Below are 17,933 nucleotides of genomic sequence, written 5' to 3' on the forward strand. Positions count from 1 at the left end.
AAAGCTGCTCATCGGGGCCGCCGTTCTGCTCAGTCTGAGCGCCGGCGGCCTCATTGCAGTCGCTGTAGCCGGCTCGGATTCCGGTCCCCCGGCTACCCTCCAGCGCACCCCGGATGCGGCTGCCTCGGTGCCGTCCCCGATCGCGCCGTCGCCGGAGCCGCTCGCCCACGTCGTCGTCGCGGCCTCGGCACCGCTCCGCCTCCGGATCCCGGCGATCTCCCTCGACGGCGCGGTGTCCGAGTACGACCAGCAGATGATCGACGATCGAGGCGGATTCGATCCGCCCGCCCTGACGACCATTGCCTGGGACACCACCATCCTGGGCGGGCTGGCCGGCACCGACTCGACCAACACGGTCTACCTGTACGGTCATTCCTGGGTCGACGACGCGGTCTTCAACGGCCTCAAGGAAATGCGATCCGGCGACCTGGCGGCCGTCGACACCGCAAACGGCACTCTCTGCTACACGGCCCAGAAGACACTCAAGCTCGACAAGGCGGAGTACAAGACCAACGACGAGCTGACGAACGCGATCCCCAACCGTCTGGTCCTGGTCAGCTGCTATCGACCGGTCGGCTACGATCCGGACTCGGCCACGGTCAAGAACATCGTCGTGGTGCTGCAACTCGACCAGGGAGCCACCGACTCCGGCTGTTGACCGAGCGCGGTCACTGGGCTCCGGCCCGCGGCACCCTCGGCCGGACGAGCGCGTGGCTGTCCCTGAGCAATTGCTCGACCAGCGCGTCCTCGACCTGCCCGTCCAGAACGACCGTGATCCAGTGTTTCTTGTTCAGGTGGTAGCCCGGCGTGATCCGGTCAGGGAACTCCTCGCGGAGCGCACGGCTCTCCTCGGGGTCGCATTTCAGCGACACGGTCAGCGGGTCGCCGGCCAGGGCGCTGAGCGCGAAGATCTTCCCGTTGCCCTGGGTCTTGAACACGCTCGTCTCTGCACCGAACGGGAACGTCTCCACCGCCTGGGGCAGGCTGAGGCAGAACTCAACGAGGGCATCCGGGGTCATGGGTTGAGACTAGACCGTCACCGCGTTCATCGCTCCGGCCGTCAGGGCGACCGAGCGCAGCCGGTCGGTGATGTCGCGCGACGCGTGCGCGATGATGAGCTCGTCGGCCTGGGTGGCCGCGGCGAAGTCCTCAAGGAACTCACGCACGACGTCGGGCGTACCGACGGCGGAGTACCGCATCATGTTGGCGATCTGGCGACCCTCGTTCGTCGTGAGGAAGGCGTCGATCTGCGCGTCGGAGTAGTCGGGTGCGGCCGGGCCACGGGCGATCATGCCGCGCACCCTGGCGCGGCGGGTCGTCTCGAACTGGAGCGTCGCATCCGCCTGGTCGTCGGCTGCGATCACGTTGACCCCGACGATCACGTGCGGAGCGGCGAGCTGGCGTGAGGGGACGAAGTCACGCCGGTAGCTGGCGACGGCGTCGAAGAGGGAGTCCGGCGCGAAGTGCGAAGCGAACGCATACGGCAGACCGAGCCTGGCCGCCAGTTGGGCTCCGAAGAGCGACGAACCGAGGATGTAGAGGGGCACGTCGGTGCCGGCGCCGGGCACGGCCTGCACGCCGGGGATGACGGACTCGCCGCGCAGGTAGGCCTGCAGCTCCACCACGTCCTGCGGGAACTGGTCGGAGGCCCTCGGGTCCCGGCGCATCGCCCGCGCGGTGGTCTGATCACTGCCGGGCGCGCGGCCGAGGCCCAGGTCGATCCGGCCGGGGTAGAGCTCCGCGAGGGTGCCGTACTGTTCCGCGATCGTGAGCGGTGAATGATTGGGCAACATGACCCCACCGGCGCCCAGCCGGATCGCCCGGGTGTGTTCCGCGACGTGACCGATCAGAATGCCCGTCGCCGACGACGCGATCGTCGGCATGTTGTGGTGCTCGGCATACCAGACCCTCGTGTAGCCGTGCTCTTCGGCGGTCTGGGCGAGCGCGACGCTGCCCGCGAAGCTCTCCCTCGCGGTCTGTCCGGGTGCGATGGGGGCGAGGTCGAGAATGGAGAGCGGAATCGTCATACTCACGGCAACGGGATTCACCTCCGATTCGTTACCGGGTTCCCGGAAATCAGATCGGCGCGGGTTCAGGCGGGCGGACGCAACCTGCCGATCCCCGGCAGGAAGCGACCCACCCGGGCGCCGTAGCCGGCGTAGTCCGGATGCTCGGCCAGCAGCATCCGTTCCTCCCAGCGAGCCTTCCCGGCCAGCAGCAACACCAGGGCCAGCCAGACGACGCCGTGCCAGAGGGATCCGCCGAACAACGCGAGCCCCAACCCGCCGGTCATCAGGCCGGTGTAGATCGGGCTGCGCACGAGTCCGAACACTCCGGTGGTGACCAGGGGCGCGTGCTCCCGCGGGATCGGGCTCGCCGTCAGCGCCGGCCCCAGGCCCGCAACGCCGAGCACCGCGAGGAGCGCCCCGCCGACGCCGAGAACGATCGCGGCGGCCAGCACGGCCGCGTTGACGGTCCACAGTGCCCCGTGGGGAAGCACCGCCAGCGCTGCGAGCAGCACGAATTGCGCGGAGACCAGGCCGAACGCGAGCGCACGTTTCATGACTCGAGGCTACGCCCGCGTCGGCAGTGCAGACGAGCACCCCGCGCCGCAGACCTTGACCGCAGGGTCCGACTGTCACACACTGAGACCTCCGGCACCGGCTGGACGAGAAAGGACAGACCGATGGAAAACGACGGCTCATTCCTGGTCGTGGTCGGCGTCGATGGCTCCCCCGAGTCCATCTCGGCACTTCGCTGGGCCATCGAGGAGGCGCGGCTCCGTCACGGCCGGGTGCGCCTGATCACATCCTGGTCGTATCCGCCGCGCACGACCCAGCTGGACGGTGAGTTCATCGACGAACGGTCGGAGCGGGGCGCGGAGCGGATCCAGGCCATCGCATTGGACGCCGTTCCCTCGGAGGGGGTTGAGGTATCCGGCCGTCTGGTCCAGGGACCGCCGGCGTCCGTTCTGCTCGACGCCGCCACCGGTGCGGACCTGCTCGTCGTCGGATCCCGCGGGCTCGGCGGTTTCAGCGGCCTGCTCCTCGGCTCGGTTTCCAGCCAGCTCGTGCACCACGCTGCGTGCCCGGTGTTGATCATTCGGGCGTAGCTCGAACCGGTCGCGTCCTCGAGCGCGCGGGCGTGATCGACAAGCACCGGGCGACCTGCCCGATCGGTCAGCCGATCGATCCACCGGCGATCTCGTAGGACCACAGTTCGCTGCTGACTCCGACGGGGCGCGCGGCGGGCTCGCCGTCCTTGGGTGCCTCGCTGCGGTGACCGTGTCCGAAGGCCGGCGAGTTCAGCCAGGCCTGGAACGACTCGTCGTCGGCCCAGCGGGTGACGACGAGCCAGGTCTTGCGGTCGTCGGTGGGCTTGAGCAGCTCGAAACCCTCAAAGCCCGGGCGGTCGTCGACCGCACCGGCCCGGGCGGCGAACCGGCGGGCCAGCTCGTCGCCACCATCGTCGGGAACGGTGATCGCGTTGATCTTGATGATCGTCATCGGGTCTTCTTCCTGTCGTGACTGCCGAGGCTCCCCATGCTGGCACGACCGGCTGGGCCGAAGCTGCGCGGGCGCCGGGTCACCTCGGTTGGGAGAATGATGCCATGAGCGAGCCCGCCGACTTCGTGGACAGGACCCTGCGATACGAGGGCGACCCCGGCCGGGCGAGCGCCGAGCGAGCAAGGACGCGCAGCGAGCTGCGTTTCTACGGCGCGTCCGTCGGCGCGGTTCGAGGGACTATCCGCGACGCGCTCCGCCGCCACCCGGAACTCACCCACGACGAGATCACCGCGCTGAGTTCGGAGCTGTGGGCGGCGCCGGTGTTCGAGCGCCGCCTCGCGGCAGTCGTGCTGCTGCAATCGAGGGTGTCCCTGCTCGACAACTCGGACCTCACCCGGATCGAAGGCTTCGTGCGTGAGGCCGACCTGGCGGCGCTGGTTGACCTGCTCGCCGTCGGCGTGGTCGGACCGCTCGTGCAGCGGCTCGACCCGCCAGGCCGCGCCAGAGCAGAACGTGTTCTCGGCCGCTGGGCGATTGATGACGATGCCCGGCTGCGTCGTGCCGCCAGGCTGGCGCTGCCGGCAGCGCGCAGGGTCTGAGGCCCACCAGGGCCGGGTCAGAGTTGCGGCAGCACCTGCTCGCGCACCTGCTTGCGGAGTACCTTGCCGAGCATCGACCGCGGCATGTCCTCGATCTGCGCGATCCGGCGCGGGATCTTGTACGCGGCGAGGTGCTCGCGGCAATGCGACCGGAGGGCCTCCTCGTCGAGGTCGACCCCGCCCTTCAACTCCACGGCCGCGACGACCAGTTCGCCGCCTCGCTCGAGCGGCTTGCCGAACACCGCCGCATCGACGACATCCGCGTGCAGGCGCAACACCGCCTCCACCTCGGAGGGCGACACGTTGAACCCGCCCGTGATGACGAGTTCCTTGGCCCGGTCGACGATCGTCGTGAAGCCGTCTTCGTCCACCGTCACAATGTCGCCCGTGCGCAGCCATCCTCCCGGCAACAGGGTCTTCGCCGTCTCCTCCGGGTTGTTCCAGTACCCCTGGAAGACCTGCGGCCCCTTGAGCAACAGCTCCCCCGGCTGCCCCTGCGGCACCTCCACGGTCGGGTCGTCGAGATCGACCACCTTCATCAAGGTGGAGGGGAACGGCACGCCGATCGTGCCGGGACGCCGACTCGGATGGAACGGGTTGCCCAGCGCCACCGGGGAGGATTCGGTCATGCCGTAGCCCTCCACGAGCAGCCCGCCGGAAACCGACTCCCACAGTTCGACGACATGCTCGGGCAGATTCATCGCACCCGAGATGCAGTACTTGCAGGAGCGCAGCGAGATCCCGCGCTCCTTCGCGGCGAGCGCGGTGCGCTCGTAGATCGGCGGCACCGCGCAGTACACCGTCGCGGGCGACTTCTTCATGGCGTCGAGGATGAGGTCGGGATCGAACTTGGGGAACAGCACAAGCAGGGCCTGCTTGCGCACCCCGTACGTCAGGTACAGCGTCATACCGAAGGCGTGGAACATCGGCAGGATCGCGTAGAAGATCTCCTTGCGGTACTCGGCCCCGTGCATCCAGGCCTCGCCCTGCAGGGCGTTCGCGTAGAGGTTGAAATGGGTGAGCTGGGCGCCCTTCGGCTGCCCCGTCGTGCCCGAGGTGTACTGGATCGCGGCGAGGTCACCCACCGACGGTCGCGGATGCTCCGGGTCGAGGTGACCGTGCGCCAGCAGGTCCTTCCAGGCCATCGTTCCCGGCGCGCGTCCGGTCAGCGCCTCCCTGGACTCGCGCAGGCTCTTCACCGGCAGGTACAGGGCGAGCCGTTTGACGGCGGGAAAGGCGGCGAGCAGGTTGACCGAGACCACGTGGTCGATTTCGATGTCGGCCGGGAACGCGCGAACGGATGCCGCAACCTTGTCCCAGGCGATCACGACGCGAGCCTGGTGGTCCTCGAACTGGTGCCGGAGTTCGCGGGAGGTGTACAGGGGGTTGTGTTCGACAACGACGGCGCCCAGGCGCAACACCGCGTAGAACGCCACCACGTGCTGGGGGCAGTTCGGCAGGATGAGGGCGACCCGGTCCCCTGCTCCCACGCCGAGGTGTCGGAGCCCCTCCGCGGCCCGGTCGACCTGGTCGCCGAGCTCGGTGTACGTCGTGCGCCGGCCGAAGAATTCCAGTGCGGGGTGATCGCCGGCCTCCGCCACCGAGTGTTCGAACATCGCCACCAGCGACTCCGTGGGCAACTCGATCTCGGCCGGGACGCCGGGCTGGTAGTTCTTCAGCCAGGGTTGTTGCTCAATGTTCACCATCTACCCATCTTCCCGTGAATCCCGGATCGTGCGATCGCTGGCCGACCGCGCCCCGCCCAGGCCCGGAAAAGCAGAAATCGCTCCTGGGGGGCCAGGAGCGATTTCTTTCGGGCGGTTCCCTGAGAAGTTCAGATCCGCGTGGCCGGGAGCCGGCCTGACTCAGCCGCCGGTGTACCGGAAGATGTAGAGCCCGGAGTCACGGTCACTCGCGGCAACATACTCGATGCCGTTGCTCTCGAACACCTGCACACCCCAGAAGTTGTTGCCGCCCTGGTCAATGAATCGCCCGGTTTCGACGAGTTTGTCGTCGACGATCTTCGCCACCCGGAAACCACCGGAGTAATAGGAGAAGTAGGCCAGGTCCGCCCGCTGCTTGGACGTGGCCACCTCGTGCACCGAAAGATCGCCGAAGCCCTCGGCGTAGGCCGGGTTCTGCGCTTCGGGAATGGCATAGGTGTCCAGCTCGGCCATCTTCCCCGTCGAGTTGTCGAAGAGGTGGACGTAGCCCCAGCCGTCGAAGAACGCGCGAACCGAAACGAGGTCTCCGACATCGCCCAGGCTCAGGCCGGGAATCAGGCTTGCCGTCCCCGCCAGGCAGGCCGTGTTGTCATACGAAGCCTCCCGGTCGAAGAACCCGAACCCGGTCTTGCGGTCGACCGAGAAGGTCGGGATGTTGCCGGCAACGCTCATCCCGAAGGCGCCGCATCCGTCGGAACCCTCGCGGTTGACGATGACGATGCCCTCATAGCCGCCGGCCGCCTGCACACTGGCCACCTTCTCCGTGAACGTGCAGAGACCGCGGGTGACGACCGCGATCTGTTTGCCGCTTGCGGTGGTCGGGGCCGGCAGCACGAGCGGATCACCGGAACAGGCCCGGCCCGCATAGACGGCGTCACCGGTCAGCGATTCTCCGCCCTGCAGCTGCGGGGTGTCGCTGCCCTGCGAGATCTGGAACGGCGTCGCCGTGTCATCCGTGCTGCCCTCCGAGCCGTTGGGGGCGAAGTCCTCGTCGGCACCGATAACGTACCTGTTGTCCAGGGTGAACTCGCCCTGGTGGCCGTTGCCCTCCGGTTTCTCGATCAGGCCGGTCGATTCCTGGAGTTGCGGGTCAGGGTTGGTGAAGTCCGTGTCGCCCAGATAGATCGGGTTGTGCACGTTGGTCATGTCAACGGAGACATAGCCGGCGTCCCAATAGGACAGCAGCATGACCTGCTTGCCCCCGATCTGCTTCACAATCAGGTCGTGCAGGAACACCTCGGTCAGGTTCGACGGTGCGCTCTGCAGGATCTGCGGAAACGTCACGTCCAGGTCGTACTCGGCCGTGAGGAAGGGTTTCTTCGGGTTGGTGATGTCCATGACGTCGACGTCGGTGCCCTCTTCGTTGTCAACGATGACCGCGTAGGCCTTGTCGCCGGCGTCCCACGCGAAGACGCTGTGGGTCTCGTTGGAGGTCTTCTTGCCCTGACCGTTCGCGGTGGAATCGCCGATGCCTTCGGCGAGCGGCGTGGGGTGGCTCGGGTTCGTCACGTCATAGAGGTTCATGCCGCCGAATCCTGCCTTGTCCTTGCACTTCTCGTTGTTGCTGACCAGCACGTCGCCCGTGAAGGCCGGTGTGTCGATCCGCAGGGCCTGGATGCCCTCGCCCGGGTAGCTGCCCTCCTTGGACTGGATGAACGCGACCTCCTTCGGCTTCGCGGGATCCTTGATATCGACGACATGCACCCCGTTGTAGGTGCACGACACGGCGCCCCACGCTGCAAGATAGGCATAGTTTTTGAAGACGCCGACATCGGCGATTTTTTCCGGGACCGCGTTCTTCAACTTCAATTTCGAGATGAGGTCCACATTGGACTGGGTGGCCGGCAGATGACCGGCCGTGCCGCCGTGCTGGCTGGCGTCACGGGCACCGTCGGCGATCGAGGCCCCGCCGTCTGCTCCGGGTTGCGCCGAGGCAACGGATGTGGTGCCGAGGATCAACGCGGTGACCGACAACAGCGTCAGTGCACCTCGTAGGGCAGAAGACTGGACCATGACACTCCTTCGGGTCTGGATCCCTGGGTTGCTCAGGGCGAATATCGGAATTTTAGCCCGAACGCGCGCTCCTGGGAAGGTTGAGTACGTCGTTCCCGAAGCGACGCCCGGTTCAGCCGACCGGCGGATGCGACCGCGTTCGGACCTGGCATCGGCCGATTTCGGGGCAGATCCCCGCTGAGGAACCGGTCGCCCACCCGGACGCGATACCGTTGGTAGTATGACGCCCCCTGATACCACCACGCCACGTGAGGCAGACACTGCCCCCGTAGCGAAGACTTTCTCCGACCTCGGGCTCAATGATGCAATGCTCAAGGCACTCAAAGACGTCGGATACGAAACCCCCTCGGCCATCCAGGCCGCTACCATCCCCCCGCTCCTGTCCGGTCGCGACGTCGTCGGACTCGCCCAGACCGGAACCGGCAAGACGGCCGCCTTCGCGCTGCCGATCCTCTCCCGGCTCGACCTGGCCCAGAAGACCCCGCAGGCGCTTGTGCTCTCCCCGACCCGTGAGCTCGCCCTGCAGGTGTGCGAGGCGTTCGAGAAGTACGCCGCCCACATGCGCGGCGTGCACGTGCTGCCCGTCTACGGCGGACAGGGCTATGGCGTTCAGCTTTCCGCGCTGCGCCGCGGGGTGCACATCGTCGTCGGCACGCCCGGTCGCATCATGGACCACCTCGAAAAAGGCACGCTCGACCTGTCCCAGCTGAAGTACCTGGTGCTCGACGAGGCCGACGAGATGCTCAAGATGGGCTTCGCCGAGGACGTCGAGACCATCCTCGCCGACACCCCCGACGACAAGCAGGTGGCCCTGTTCTCGGCTACCATGCCGGCGCAGATCAGGCGGATCTCGAAGAAGTACCTGAACGACCCCGAAGAGATCACGATCAAGAACAAGACCACGACGTCCGCGAACACGACCCAGCGCTACCTGATGGTGTCGTACCCGCAGAAGGTCGACGCGCTCACCCGCATCCTCGAGGTGGAGAACTTCGAGGGCATGATCGTGTTCACCCGCACCAAGAACGAGACGGAACTGCTCGCCGAGAAGCTCCGCGCGCGGGGCTACTCCGCGGCGGCCATCAACGGCGACGTTGCCCAGGTGCAGCGCGAGCGCACGGTGAACCAGCTCAAATCGGGCAAGCTCGACATCCTGGTGGCAACGGATGTCGCGGCGCGCGGCCTCGACGTCGAGCGGATCAGCCACGTCGTCAACTACGACATCCCGATCGACACGGAATCGTACGTGCACCGGATCGGCCGCACCGGCCGCGCGGGCCGCAGCGGCGCCGCGATCAGTTTCGTCACGCCGCGTGAACGTCACCTGCTGAACGCGATCGAGCGGGCCACCCGCCAGCCGCTGACGCAGATGCAGCTGCCGAGCTTCGAGGATGTCAACGTCACCCGCCTGACGCGCTTCGATGATGCGATCACCGAGGCTCTCGGCCAGTCCGAACGGATCAGTGCCTTCCGCGACATCATCGGTCACTACGTCTCGCACCACGACGTGCCCGAGACGGACGTGGCTGCCGCCCTCGCGGTCGTCGCCCAGGGCGAGACGCCCTTGCTCCTCACCGCCGCGGATGCCCGCGCGCAGCGGCCCGAGCGTGCCGACCGCGGCGACCGCGCCGAGCGCGCCCGTGCCGATCACGATCGGGGCGACCGCGGCGACCGGGGCGACCGGGGCGACCGGGCTGAACGCCCGGAACGCCGCCCACGCGACAACACCCGGTCCATGGCGTCCTACCGCATCGAGGTAGGCAAACGCCACAAGGTTGAGCCGCGCCAGATCGTCGGAGCGCTCGCCAACGAGGGTGGACTGAGCCGCGAAGACTTCGGCCACATCCAGATCAACCCCGAGTACTCGCTCGTCGAGTTGCCGGCCGACCTGCCCGGCGACCTCCTCGACCGGCTGGCGAACACGCGAATCAGCGGCAAGCTGATCGAGATCCACGCCGACAAGGGCGGTCCGGTCCGACGCGAGGACCGGGGCGACCGGCCCCCGCGCAGGCCGCGCCGCGACTAGCGCCCCGCGCCGCACCTCGCGGCATCGAGACGGGCGTCGGCTCGGCTGTTCTGGACCTCGGTCCAACACCGAGCCGCCGCCCGTCTTTTTTTCATAACTCCTGCAATTTCGGCCGGAATGCCCAAAAATCCGCCGGATCCGGGCTTGGGCAATAAATTGCAGGAGTTATGCACGTCGCCCGTAGCATGGGAGGCGATGACTGACACAGCGACTCAACCGGCACCGACCCGCCCGGCATTGAACAAGGACACCAAGCTCTGCATCTCCCTGGCAGCGCGGCCGAGCAACTTCGGCACCCGCTTCCACAACTATCTTTACGAACAGTTCGGGCTGGACTTCGTCTACAAGGCGTTCACCACCACCGACCTGGCCGGCGCCATCGGCGGGGTGCGGGCGCTCGGCATCCGCGGATGCTCGGTGTCGATGCCGTTCAAGGAAGACGTGATCGCCCTCGTCGACGAGCTTGACGCCTCGGCAACGGCCATTCAGTCGGTGAACACGATCGTGAACGACGACGGTTTCCTCCGGGCCTACAACACGGACTACATCGCCGCGGCCGAGCTGCTGCGCAGCAACGCCCTCGATCCGGCGACCCCGTTCCTGCTCCGCGGCAGCGGCGGCATGGCCAAGGCCGTCGCCGCGGCGCTGCGTGATTCCGGATTCGCGGACGGCACCATCATTGCCCGCAACGAGCGGAGCGGGCGCGCCCTGGCCGATGAGCTCGGTTACGGCTGGCTCGCCGAGCCGGGCACCGCGACGGCGCCCCTGCTCGTGAACGTCACACCGATCGGCATGGCCGGCGGCGCCCAGGCGGCCGAATCCGCCTTCACCGCCGGGGCGGTGGCCGCATCCGACACTGTCTTCGACGTGGTGGCGCTTCCGGCCGAGACCCCGCTGATCCTGGCCGCCCGGGCTGCCGGGAAGACCGTCATCACGGGTGCCGAGGTCATCGCCCTGCAGGCCGCCGAACAGTTCGAGCGTTACACCGGTCTGCGGCCGACGCCGGAGCGGGTGCTCGCCGCGTCGGCGTTCGCGCGCGCGTGACCGACCGGTGACATCCGGTCGGCTTCGACGGTGCCCTGGCGTTCGCCCGGGGTGAGGCGGCGGCCCCTGATCAGCAGCCAAAAGATCAGCGCCACCTCGCCGACGAACAGGAACTGGCCGAAGACGGCGGTGAAGCCGGCCACGAAGACCGTTCCGGCGGCGTCCAGGAGGTAACCGAGGCCCGCAATCCCGAGCAGGATGCCGAAGATTCGCGGCATGAACCCGGATCGGTAGGCCAGGTAGCCGACCAACACCAGGTGAATCCCGAACAGACCGAGGCCGGTCACCCAGATGGCGGTGAACGCCTCGATCTCGCGGAGGGCCTCCTCCGGGCGGTCCAGGAGTGTGAAAGCACTCACGAGTCGGCCGATAGCCACCATGAACACGAGCGCGAAAATGACCCTGGTCCACGCGGTCGCGGCGGAGAGGACCGGATTCACCGGCCGGAACAGCGCGTAGAGCGCAGCGGCAACGAGGAGATCGAGGATCGTCACGACGTACAGGCTGCCCACACCGGTCAAGAACAGGGGTGCGGAGGCGGCGATGGCCTCGGCGGTCTGCTCCGCATCGTGGGGAGTGACGAGAGTCACGATGGCGCCGAAGTTACCGAAGCCGGCCAGCACGGCCATCAGCGCCAGCGCGATCCCCGCGACCAGGCTGGCGGTGCGCGGCGGCCAGGTCCTGAAGTCCAGGGTGGTCGGTCGCGGCTCCCCCACGGTCTCGTGCGTGGTCGGTCGGACTGCACTCATCATGATCTCCTTACGTCGTAAGCTTATGCTGTAAGTAAATTAGCTTTACGCAGTAAGCTTGTCAAGGAGAAGGCAGGAGACCCCATGGCATCGACAGCAAAAGCGGCTGCCCCGCCCAGGGTGCGCCTGAACCGGGACCGCGTGCTCCATACCGCAATCGCCCTGGCCGACACGGCCGGGATTGACGCGCTCACCATGCGCAGGCTCGGCGAGGAACTCGGCGTCGAGGCCATGTCGCTGTACAACCACGTCGCCAACAAGGACGACCTCCTCTACGGCATGATCGACCGGGTCTACAGCGAGATCGACCTCCCGTCCGACGAAGAGGAGTGGAAAACGGCCCTGCGCAAACGGTCGATCTCTTTTCGAGACGCGCTGTCTCGCCACCCCTGGGCCACCGGGCTGAAGGATTCCGGCACGCAACCCGGACCGTCCACGCTCCGGCACCACGACCGCGTGATCGGCACCCTCCGGAACGGCGGGTTCTCGGTCGCCCTGGCAGCCCACGCGTTCTCGGCCGTCGACAGCTACATCTACGGCTTCGCGATGCAGGAGAAGTCCTTGCCATTCACGACGGAAGCGGAGTCCGCCGCGATGGCGCAGGTCTTCCTGGCCAATCTGCCCGGCGACGAGTACCCCTATCTCGCCGAACTCACGACACAACACGTTCTCCAGCCCGGCTATCGATACGCCGACGAGTTCCCATTCGGCCTCGATCTCCTCCTCGATGCCCTCGAGCGTCGCCTCGCCGGGCCGTGAACTCCGGGGTCGGCGCAGCGGCAATCCGACTTCAGCGGCAGAATGGGGGCATGAAGGCAGAAATTCTCTACATCGCTGACTGCCCGAACTCGGCGGCCGCCGGCGTCGTGCTCAGGGACGCGCTGAATCAGACCGGGCATTTCGAGGTCGTGATCGACTTTCGCCTACTCACCTCGGGCGAGGAAGCCGCCGCGTCACCGTTCGCCGGGTCACCCACCATCCTGCTGGACGGTGTGGATGCGTTCCCGACGAGCGAGCGAGTCACGGATTTGGCCTGCCGGGTCTATCGAAGCGGCCAGGGACCGGCCGGAGTGCCCTCGACCGGCGACCTCGTCGAGGTCATCCGCGAACGATCGGGCACGTCGACCTGACCCGGACCTGCCACGCCCGGCCGCACCCGGCCGCGCCCGCCGACCGACATCACTGGCGGCGCAGAAGTTCCAGGAACTCATCGGCCATGGCGAGCTGTTCCTCCAGCTTCGCCCGGCGCTCCACGGCCTGCGCGATGAAGGTCTCCAGTTCGGAGCGGACGACCGCATCACGGGCACCCTCGCCGTCGAGCACGTCGATGATCCGCAGCAGATCGGTCATCTCCTCGAGCGAGAACCCGAGCGGTTTCATCCGGCGAATCAGGATCAGCCGGGACAGGTCGTCCCGGCTGTAGATCCGGAATCCGCCCTCGGTGCGGCCGGACGCCTTGAGCAGGCCGACCTCGTCGTAGTGCCGAATCGTGCGCAGCGACAGCCCGGTCTTGTCGGCGAGCTCGCCGATGTGCATCGTCGGGTCCGATGTCCTTGCCGTCATTCTTCGTACCAATCGTCGGAACTGCACTTAACCCTAACGTTAGGGTAGTGTTGCACGGTCGGCTGACCTTCGCCGCCTCCCCTCCCTGTGCGACAGCGCCGGGAAGCGCATCGCAGCGCCCACCCTCGCACCCACACTCCACACCGGCTCCTTCTGGAATGCCGCCTGCCGGAAGGCCCCCATCACAATTCTGACCACTCCCCCCACGCCCAATCGCTACAAGGCCGAACCATCGGTCCTGACCGCGCTGCGCTCCCCGCGCCTGCTCACCCGTGAGGTTCTCGCCGGCCTCGTCGTCGCCATGGCGCTCATTCCCGAGGCGATCTCGTTCTCGATCATCGCCGGCGTCGACCCGCGGGTCGGGTTGTTCTCTTCGTTCATCATGGCCGTCTCGATCGCGTTCCTCGGCGGCCGGCCCGCGATGATCACCGCGGCGACCGGCGCCGTCGCGCTCGTCATCGCCCCGGTTGCCCGCGACTACGGCATGGAGTACTTCATCGCAACGGTGATTCTCGCCGGCGTGTTCCAGGTCGTCCTCGGCGTCCTCGGCGTGGCCAGGCTCATGCGCTTCATCCCCCGTAGCGTGATGGTCGGTTTCGTCAACGCCCTCGCCATCCTCATTTTCATCGCGCAGCTCCCCCACCTTCTCGGCGTGACCTGGCTGGTCTACCCGCTCGTCGCCGTCGGGCTGGTGATCATGGTCGTGATGCCCCGCATCACCAGGGTCATTCCCGCGCCTCTCGTCGCGATCGTGCTCCTCACCATCGCCACCGTCGTCACGGCCATCAACGTGCCCACCGTCGGCGACCAGGGCGCCCTGCCCAAGAGTCTGCCGGAGTTGTTCATTCCCAATGTTCCGCTCACCTGGGAGACCTTCGCGATCATCGCCCCCTTCTCCATCGCGATGGCCCTCGTCGGGCTGCTCGAGTCCCTGATGACCGCGAAACTGGTCGACGACATCACCGACACCCACTCCCGGAAGACCCGCGAGGCCTGGGGCCAGGGCGTCGCCAACATGCTCTCCGGCCTGTTCGGCGGCATGGGCGGCTGCGCCATGATCGGGCAGACCATGATCAACGTGAAGGCCTCCGGCGCCCGCACCCGCATCTCCACCTTCCTCGCCGGCGTGTTCCTGCTCATCCTCGTCGTCGGCCTCGGCGACCTGGTCGCGATCATCCCGATGGCCGCGCTGGTCGCCGTGATGATCATGGTCTCCGTGCTCACCTTCGACTGGCACAGCATCCGGCTGTCGACACTGAAGCGGATGCCGAAGAGCGAGACGACCGTCATGGTCGCCACCGTGGTGGTCGTCGTGCTCACCCACAACCTCGCGATCGGCGTCATCGTCGGCGTCATCGTCGCCATGGTCGCCTTCGCCCGCCGCGTTGCGCACTTCGTCAGCGTCGAACGCACCCTCCCGCTCGACGAGACCACCCCGACCGCGTACTACACGGTCACCGGAGAGCTGTTCTTCGCCTCCAGCAACGACCTCACCACCCAGTTCGAGTACGCGGTCGACCCCGACCGCATCGTGATCGACATGTCCAACTCCCACATCTGGGATGCCTCGACCGTCGCCGCCCTCGACGCGATCACCAACAAGTACGAACGTCACGGCAAGCGCGTGGTCCTGCTGGGCATGAACGAGGCCAGCACGACCATGCACAACCGCCTCGCCGGAAACCTGGGCGGCGAACACTGACCCACGCGGGCCCGGTCCGCGGGTGAACGGCAGGTGAACCCGTCCGCCCAACCTCCCACGATCCATAGATGAACGTCTATGCTTTGGGTAGCCCCGATCAAAGGACCCCGCAATGACCATCAAGCCCACCGTCCTCTTCGTCTGCGTGCACAACGCGGGCCGCTCGCAGATGGCCGCCGGCTACATGACGGCGCTCTCCGAGGGGCGCGTCGAGGTGCTCTCCGCCGGCTCCGCCCCGAAAGACCAGATCAACCCCGTCGCGATCCAGGCCATGGCCGAGGAGGGCATCGACATCGCGAACAACGTGCCGAAGATCCTCACCACCGAGGCCGTCAAGGAATCGGATGTCGTCATCACCATGGGCTGCGGCGACACCTGCCCGATCTTCCCCGGCAAACGCTACGAGGACTGGGAACTCGCCGACCCGGCCGGCCAGGGCATCGAGTCCGTGCGCCCGATCCGCGACGAGATCAAGGCCCGCATAACGGCCCTGCTCGCCGAGATTCTGCCCGCGACGGTCTAGGTTCCGCCGCCTCCGGTTCGACGAGCCGGTCGCCGTCCCACGGCACCGCCCAGCCCAGCTCATCGAACATGCGCGACAGGACGATGGCCGTGAAACCCCAGACGAGCCGGCCGTCGACCGGGAAGGCCGGTGAGCGGTAGGTGCGGCCCTCAACCGAATGCTCGGTGCTCGCCCGGTTGGCCGGGTCGAGCAGATCAGCCACCGGCATCCGGAACACCTCCACCGTCTCGTCGTGGTCGACGGCCGCCACCTCGGAGGGACGCGTCCACCACGCCGGCACGGGCGTGACCAGGTGATTGCTCACCGGGACCGAAAGGGCGGGCAGCGTTCCGAGGGGCTCGAGGGCGGCCGGGTCCAGGCCTGTCTCCTCGACGGCTTCCCGGAGCGCCGCGGCGATCGGGCCGTCATCGGATGCCTCGAGCCGGCCGCCGGGGAATGCGATCTGTCCGGGGTGGCTCGCCAGGGTCGCGGCACGCCGCAGCAGGAGCACGTCGAGATCGGGCGCGAGAATACCCTGCCGACGCGCCGGCACGGAGTCCAGCACGCCGAAGAGCACGAGCACGGCGGCGGGGCGCGCGCCCGAGGAATCGGGCAGCATGCGCGACAGGTCGACGTGCCAGTCGAGGCCGCGCTTGCACAGCGCCGCAAGCTCGGCGCGAGGGTCAGGGTGAACGGGCGGCATGCCTCCAGCCTACGTATTCCCCCTGCTTACCCGGCGGGCGCCGTTCTCCGCCCGGGCACACTGCGTTCAGGTCGCCGTTACCGGGCGGCAACCTCGGGCGACTTGTCTGGTCTGCGGGTCGGGCGCCGGCCCCCATAAGGAGGACACGATGAAGTACACGAAGATCGGTGTGACCACCGCAATGGGACTGGGCCTGGGCCTGGCCTTCCTCAGCGCGGCAACGCTTCCCGCGGCCGCGACCCCGGATCAGGGCAGTGCCGGCGTGGCAGCGAACTCCGCCTTCGGCATCCAGAACAATGTTCTCGCCGCGGGCCTCGAGCAGAGCCCCGTTGCCTGGGGTCAGCTCCCGCTGGCCAACCCGAACGGTGGAATCACGCACTACGGCTACAACACCGCCAACGGCGGCCCTCTCACTCAGGATGCGAACGAGGCCTTCAAGACCGAGCCGGACAAGAACGTCTACCTCACTTTCGGCGGAAAGCACTACCTGTTCCAGGGCCACGAGGGCGGACCCCAGGGATACGTCACCCGGGTCAACCTCGACGAAACGGATCTGACCAAGCGGGTCACCCTGATTGCGGACACCCGGTCCGACGGTGCCGCAGTTCCCACCTTCGACGGCATCACCTGGGATCCGTTCACGCACCAGCTCCTCCTGGCCGCCGAGGCCGCGGCGCCGAAGGGCGGCGTCTTCGGCGTCACGCTCGACGACAACGGCGACCCGGTCGACGGCAAGATCGTCCCGCTTCCCGCGCTCGGTTCCGGTGGCTATGAGGGAATCCAGAACGACTCGGCCGGTAATGTCTGGCTGGTCGAGGACATCGGCGGTGCCAAGACCTCCGGCGGCAAGGTGCCCAACAGCTACGTCTACCGGTTCACCCCGACGGAGAAGGGCGACCTGTCCACCGGAACGCTGGAGGCACTGCAGGTGAGCCGCGGCGACGGTTCCGCGGTCACGGCCAAGCAGCTCGCGGACAACCCGTCGGACCAGTTCGTCACCGACCTGCACACGTACGGCGCGTCATTCAACACGAAGTGGGTCGCGGTCACCCTCGGCGCCGACAACGGGTCGACCGCCGCCGCAGCGGCAGCCGGTGCAACCCCGTTCAAGCGCCCCGAGAACGGTGTCTTCCGCCCGGGCACCAAGTTCGGGGAGTTCTACTTCACCGAGACCGGTGACACCAACGAGAACAGCACCCTCCCCGGCGCGTACGGCGGCGTCTTCCGCCTGAGCCAGTCGTCCCCGACCGCCGCGACCGGCAAACTGTCCCCCGTATTCCTCGGCGACCTGGAGCACACGGGTCTGGACAACATCCAGTTCGCGACCAAGGACAAACTGCTCGTGGTCGAGGATGCCGGCGACTCGCTTCACGCCCAGCGCGACGCGCTCGACTCCGGCTACCAGCTCGACCTCTCCAAGAAGAACAAGAAGGCTCCAGAGGCCGTGCGCTGGCTGGCCGAAGGCCGCGACGCGTCCGCGACCTACGACCACAACACCAGCCCCGGCTACAACGACGGGGACAATGAGATCACCGGCATCCACGTGTCCAACGGCGACCCGACGGCCGCCGGCATCCTCGGCGCTGCGGACCCGCAGATAATGACGGGCGACTGGCGCACGTTCTGGACCCAGCAGCACGGTGACAATGTCACGTGGGAGCTGCACACCGCGGCCGCCGCAGACTCACACGGCGACGGTCGGCACGACGGCAAGGACGACCGGGACTAGGACCCGGCCCTGCAGTCCGCCCCGGGCTGCTCCGCGCGGGTGATTCACCCATTGCCGTCGGCAAACCGGGCAT

The 17,933-nt window shown here is 67.4% G+C and carries 19 protein-coding genes; 10 read left to right on the forward strand and 9 right to left on the reverse strand.

The features are described from left to right. Positions 1-127: 127 nt before the first annotated feature. Positions 128-658, forward strand: a complete 531-nt coding sequence (locus QMG61_RS13890; RefSeq protein ID WP_283494924.1) for a class F sortase — start codon at positions 128-130, stop codon at positions 656-658. A 10-nt stretch (positions 659-668) separates the two neighbouring features. Here QMG61_RS13890 and QMG61_RS13895 read toward each other — a convergent pair whose 3' ends face one another. The 3 genes from QMG61_RS13895 to QMG61_RS13905 all read right to left on the reverse strand — a co-directional run bounded on the left by QMG61_RS13895 (position 669) and on the right by QMG61_RS13905 (position 2,563). Further along, entirely contained in the window at positions 669-1,019 is a 351-nt protein-coding gene (locus tag QMG61_RS13895; protein ID WP_283494925.1) for an MmcQ/YjbR family DNA-binding protein, read from the reverse strand. 9 nt (positions 1,020-1,028) lie between these two features. Further along, positions 1,029-2,027: an LLM class flavin-dependent oxidoreductase gene (locus tag QMG61_RS13900; protein ID WP_283494942.1), complete on the reverse strand. Its 999-nt coding sequence runs from the start codon at positions 2,025-2,027 to the stop codon at positions 1,029-1,031. A 65-nt stretch (positions 2,028-2,092) separates the two neighbouring features. After that, positions 2,093-2,563, reverse strand: a complete 471-nt coding sequence (locus tag QMG61_RS13905; protein WP_283494926.1) for a methyltransferase family protein — start codon at positions 2,561-2,563, stop codon at positions 2,093-2,095. Positions 2,564-2,686: 123 nt separating this feature from the next. On the opposite strand from QMG61_RS13905, the gene QMG61_RS13910 reads away from it, so the two are divergent. Beyond that, complete coding sequence (locus QMG61_RS13910; RefSeq protein ID WP_283494927.1) at positions 2,687-3,112, forward strand: universal stress protein; 426 nt, start codon at positions 2,687-2,689, stop codon at positions 3,110-3,112. 67 nt (positions 3,113-3,179) lie between these two features. On the opposite strand, the gene QMG61_RS13915 is transcribed toward QMG61_RS13910, so the two are convergent. Then, complete coding sequence (locus tag QMG61_RS13915) at positions 3,180-3,506, reverse strand: antibiotic biosynthesis monooxygenase family protein (RefSeq protein ID WP_283494928.1); 327 nt, start codon at positions 3,504-3,506, stop codon at positions 3,180-3,182. Positions 3,507-3,610: 104 nt separating this feature from the next. Between QMG61_RS13915 and QMG61_RS13920 the strand changes: the two genes are divergently transcribed. Continuing rightward, positions 3,611-4,105, forward strand: a complete 495-nt coding sequence (locus tag QMG61_RS13920; RefSeq protein ID WP_283494929.1) for a DNA alkylation repair protein — start codon at positions 3,611-3,613, stop codon at positions 4,103-4,105. 17 nt (positions 4,106-4,122) lie between these two features. On the opposite strand, the gene QMG61_RS13925 is transcribed toward QMG61_RS13920, so the two are convergent. Both QMG61_RS13925 and QMG61_RS13930 read right to left on the reverse strand, forming a co-directional pair. Continuing rightward, a complete protein-coding gene (locus tag QMG61_RS13925) occupies positions 4,123-5,811 on the reverse strand; it encodes a long-chain-fatty-acid--CoA ligase (protein WP_283494930.1) in 1,689 nt (562 codons plus the stop codon). A gap of 159 nt (positions 5,812-5,970) precedes the next feature. Further along, on the reverse strand, positions 5,971-7,842 hold the full coding sequence (locus QMG61_RS13930; protein ID WP_283494931.1) for a PA domain-containing protein: 1,872 nt from the start codon (positions 7,840-7,842) through the stop codon (positions 5,971-5,973). Positions 7,843-8,062: 220 nt separating this feature from the next. On the opposite strand from QMG61_RS13930, the gene QMG61_RS13935 reads away from it, so the two are divergent. Further along, complete coding sequence (locus tag QMG61_RS13935; RefSeq protein ID WP_283494932.1) at positions 8,063-9,868, forward strand: DEAD/DEAH box helicase; 1,806 nt, start codon at positions 8,063-8,065, stop codon at positions 9,866-9,868. 195 nt (positions 9,869-10,063) lie between these two features. Then, positions 10,064-10,912 (forward strand): shikimate 5-dehydrogenase, encoded by an 849-nt coding sequence (locus QMG61_RS13940; protein ID WP_283494933.1) that lies wholly within the window; start codon positions 10,064-10,066, stop codon positions 10,910-10,912. Here the strand turns inward: QMG61_RS13940 and QMG61_RS13945 are convergent. Continuing rightward, positions 10,849-11,661, reverse strand: a complete 813-nt coding sequence (locus QMG61_RS13945; protein ID WP_283494934.1) for a DUF4386 domain-containing protein — start codon at positions 11,659-11,661, stop codon at positions 10,849-10,851. The genes QMG61_RS13940 and QMG61_RS13945 overlap by 64 nt on opposite strands. A gap of 84 nt (positions 11,662-11,745) precedes the next feature. Here QMG61_RS13945 and QMG61_RS13950 point away from each other — a divergent pair, with 84 nt between their 5' ends. Further along, positions 11,746-12,420 (forward strand): TetR/AcrR family transcriptional regulator C-terminal domain-containing protein, encoded by a 675-nt coding sequence (locus QMG61_RS13950; protein WP_283494935.1) that lies wholly within the window; start codon positions 11,746-11,748, stop codon positions 12,418-12,420. Between the two features lie 50 nt (positions 12,421-12,470). Then, positions 12,471-12,791, forward strand: coding sequence for a thioredoxin family protein (locus QMG61_RS13955; RefSeq protein ID WP_283494936.1), 321 nt, complete (start codon positions 12,471-12,473; stop codon positions 12,789-12,791). 49 nt (positions 12,792-12,840) lie between these two features. On the opposite strand, the gene QMG61_RS13960 is transcribed toward QMG61_RS13955, so the two are convergent. Then, positions 12,841-13,224, reverse strand: a complete 384-nt coding sequence (locus QMG61_RS13960) for a MerR family transcriptional regulator (protein WP_283494937.1) — start codon at positions 13,222-13,224, stop codon at positions 12,841-12,843. 181 nt (positions 13,225-13,405) lie between these two features. Here QMG61_RS13960 and QMG61_RS13965 point away from each other — a divergent pair, with 181 nt between their 5' ends. Next, entirely contained in the window at positions 13,406-14,926 is a 1,521-nt protein-coding gene (locus QMG61_RS13965) for a SulP family inorganic anion transporter (protein WP_283494943.1), read from the forward strand. Between the two features lie 112 nt (positions 14,927-15,038). Next, positions 15,039-15,449, forward strand: a complete 411-nt coding sequence (locus QMG61_RS13970; protein ID WP_283494938.1) for an arsenate reductase ArsC — start codon at positions 15,039-15,041, stop codon at positions 15,447-15,449. Here QMG61_RS13970 and QMG61_RS13975 read toward each other — a convergent pair. Continuing rightward, positions 15,397-16,131, reverse strand: coding sequence for an NUDIX hydrolase (locus QMG61_RS13975; RefSeq protein ID WP_283494939.1), 735 nt, complete (start codon positions 16,129-16,131; stop codon positions 15,397-15,399). The two genes, QMG61_RS13970 and QMG61_RS13975, sit on opposite strands and share 53 nt — an antisense overlap. Positions 16,132-16,279: 148 nt before the next feature. On the opposite strand from QMG61_RS13975, the gene QMG61_RS13980 reads away from it, so the two are divergent. Continuing rightward, positions 16,280-17,860, forward strand: a complete 1,581-nt coding sequence (locus QMG61_RS13980) for an alkaline phosphatase PhoX (protein ID WP_283494940.1) — start codon at positions 16,280-16,282, stop codon at positions 17,858-17,860. Positions 17,861-17,933 lie beyond the last annotated feature (73 nt).

This window comes from Cryobacterium sp. PH31-AA6, assembly GCF_030063195.1.
In the GTDB taxonomy this organism is placed as follows: Bacteria; Actinomycetota; Actinomycetes; order Actinomycetales; family Microbacteriaceae; genus Cryobacterium.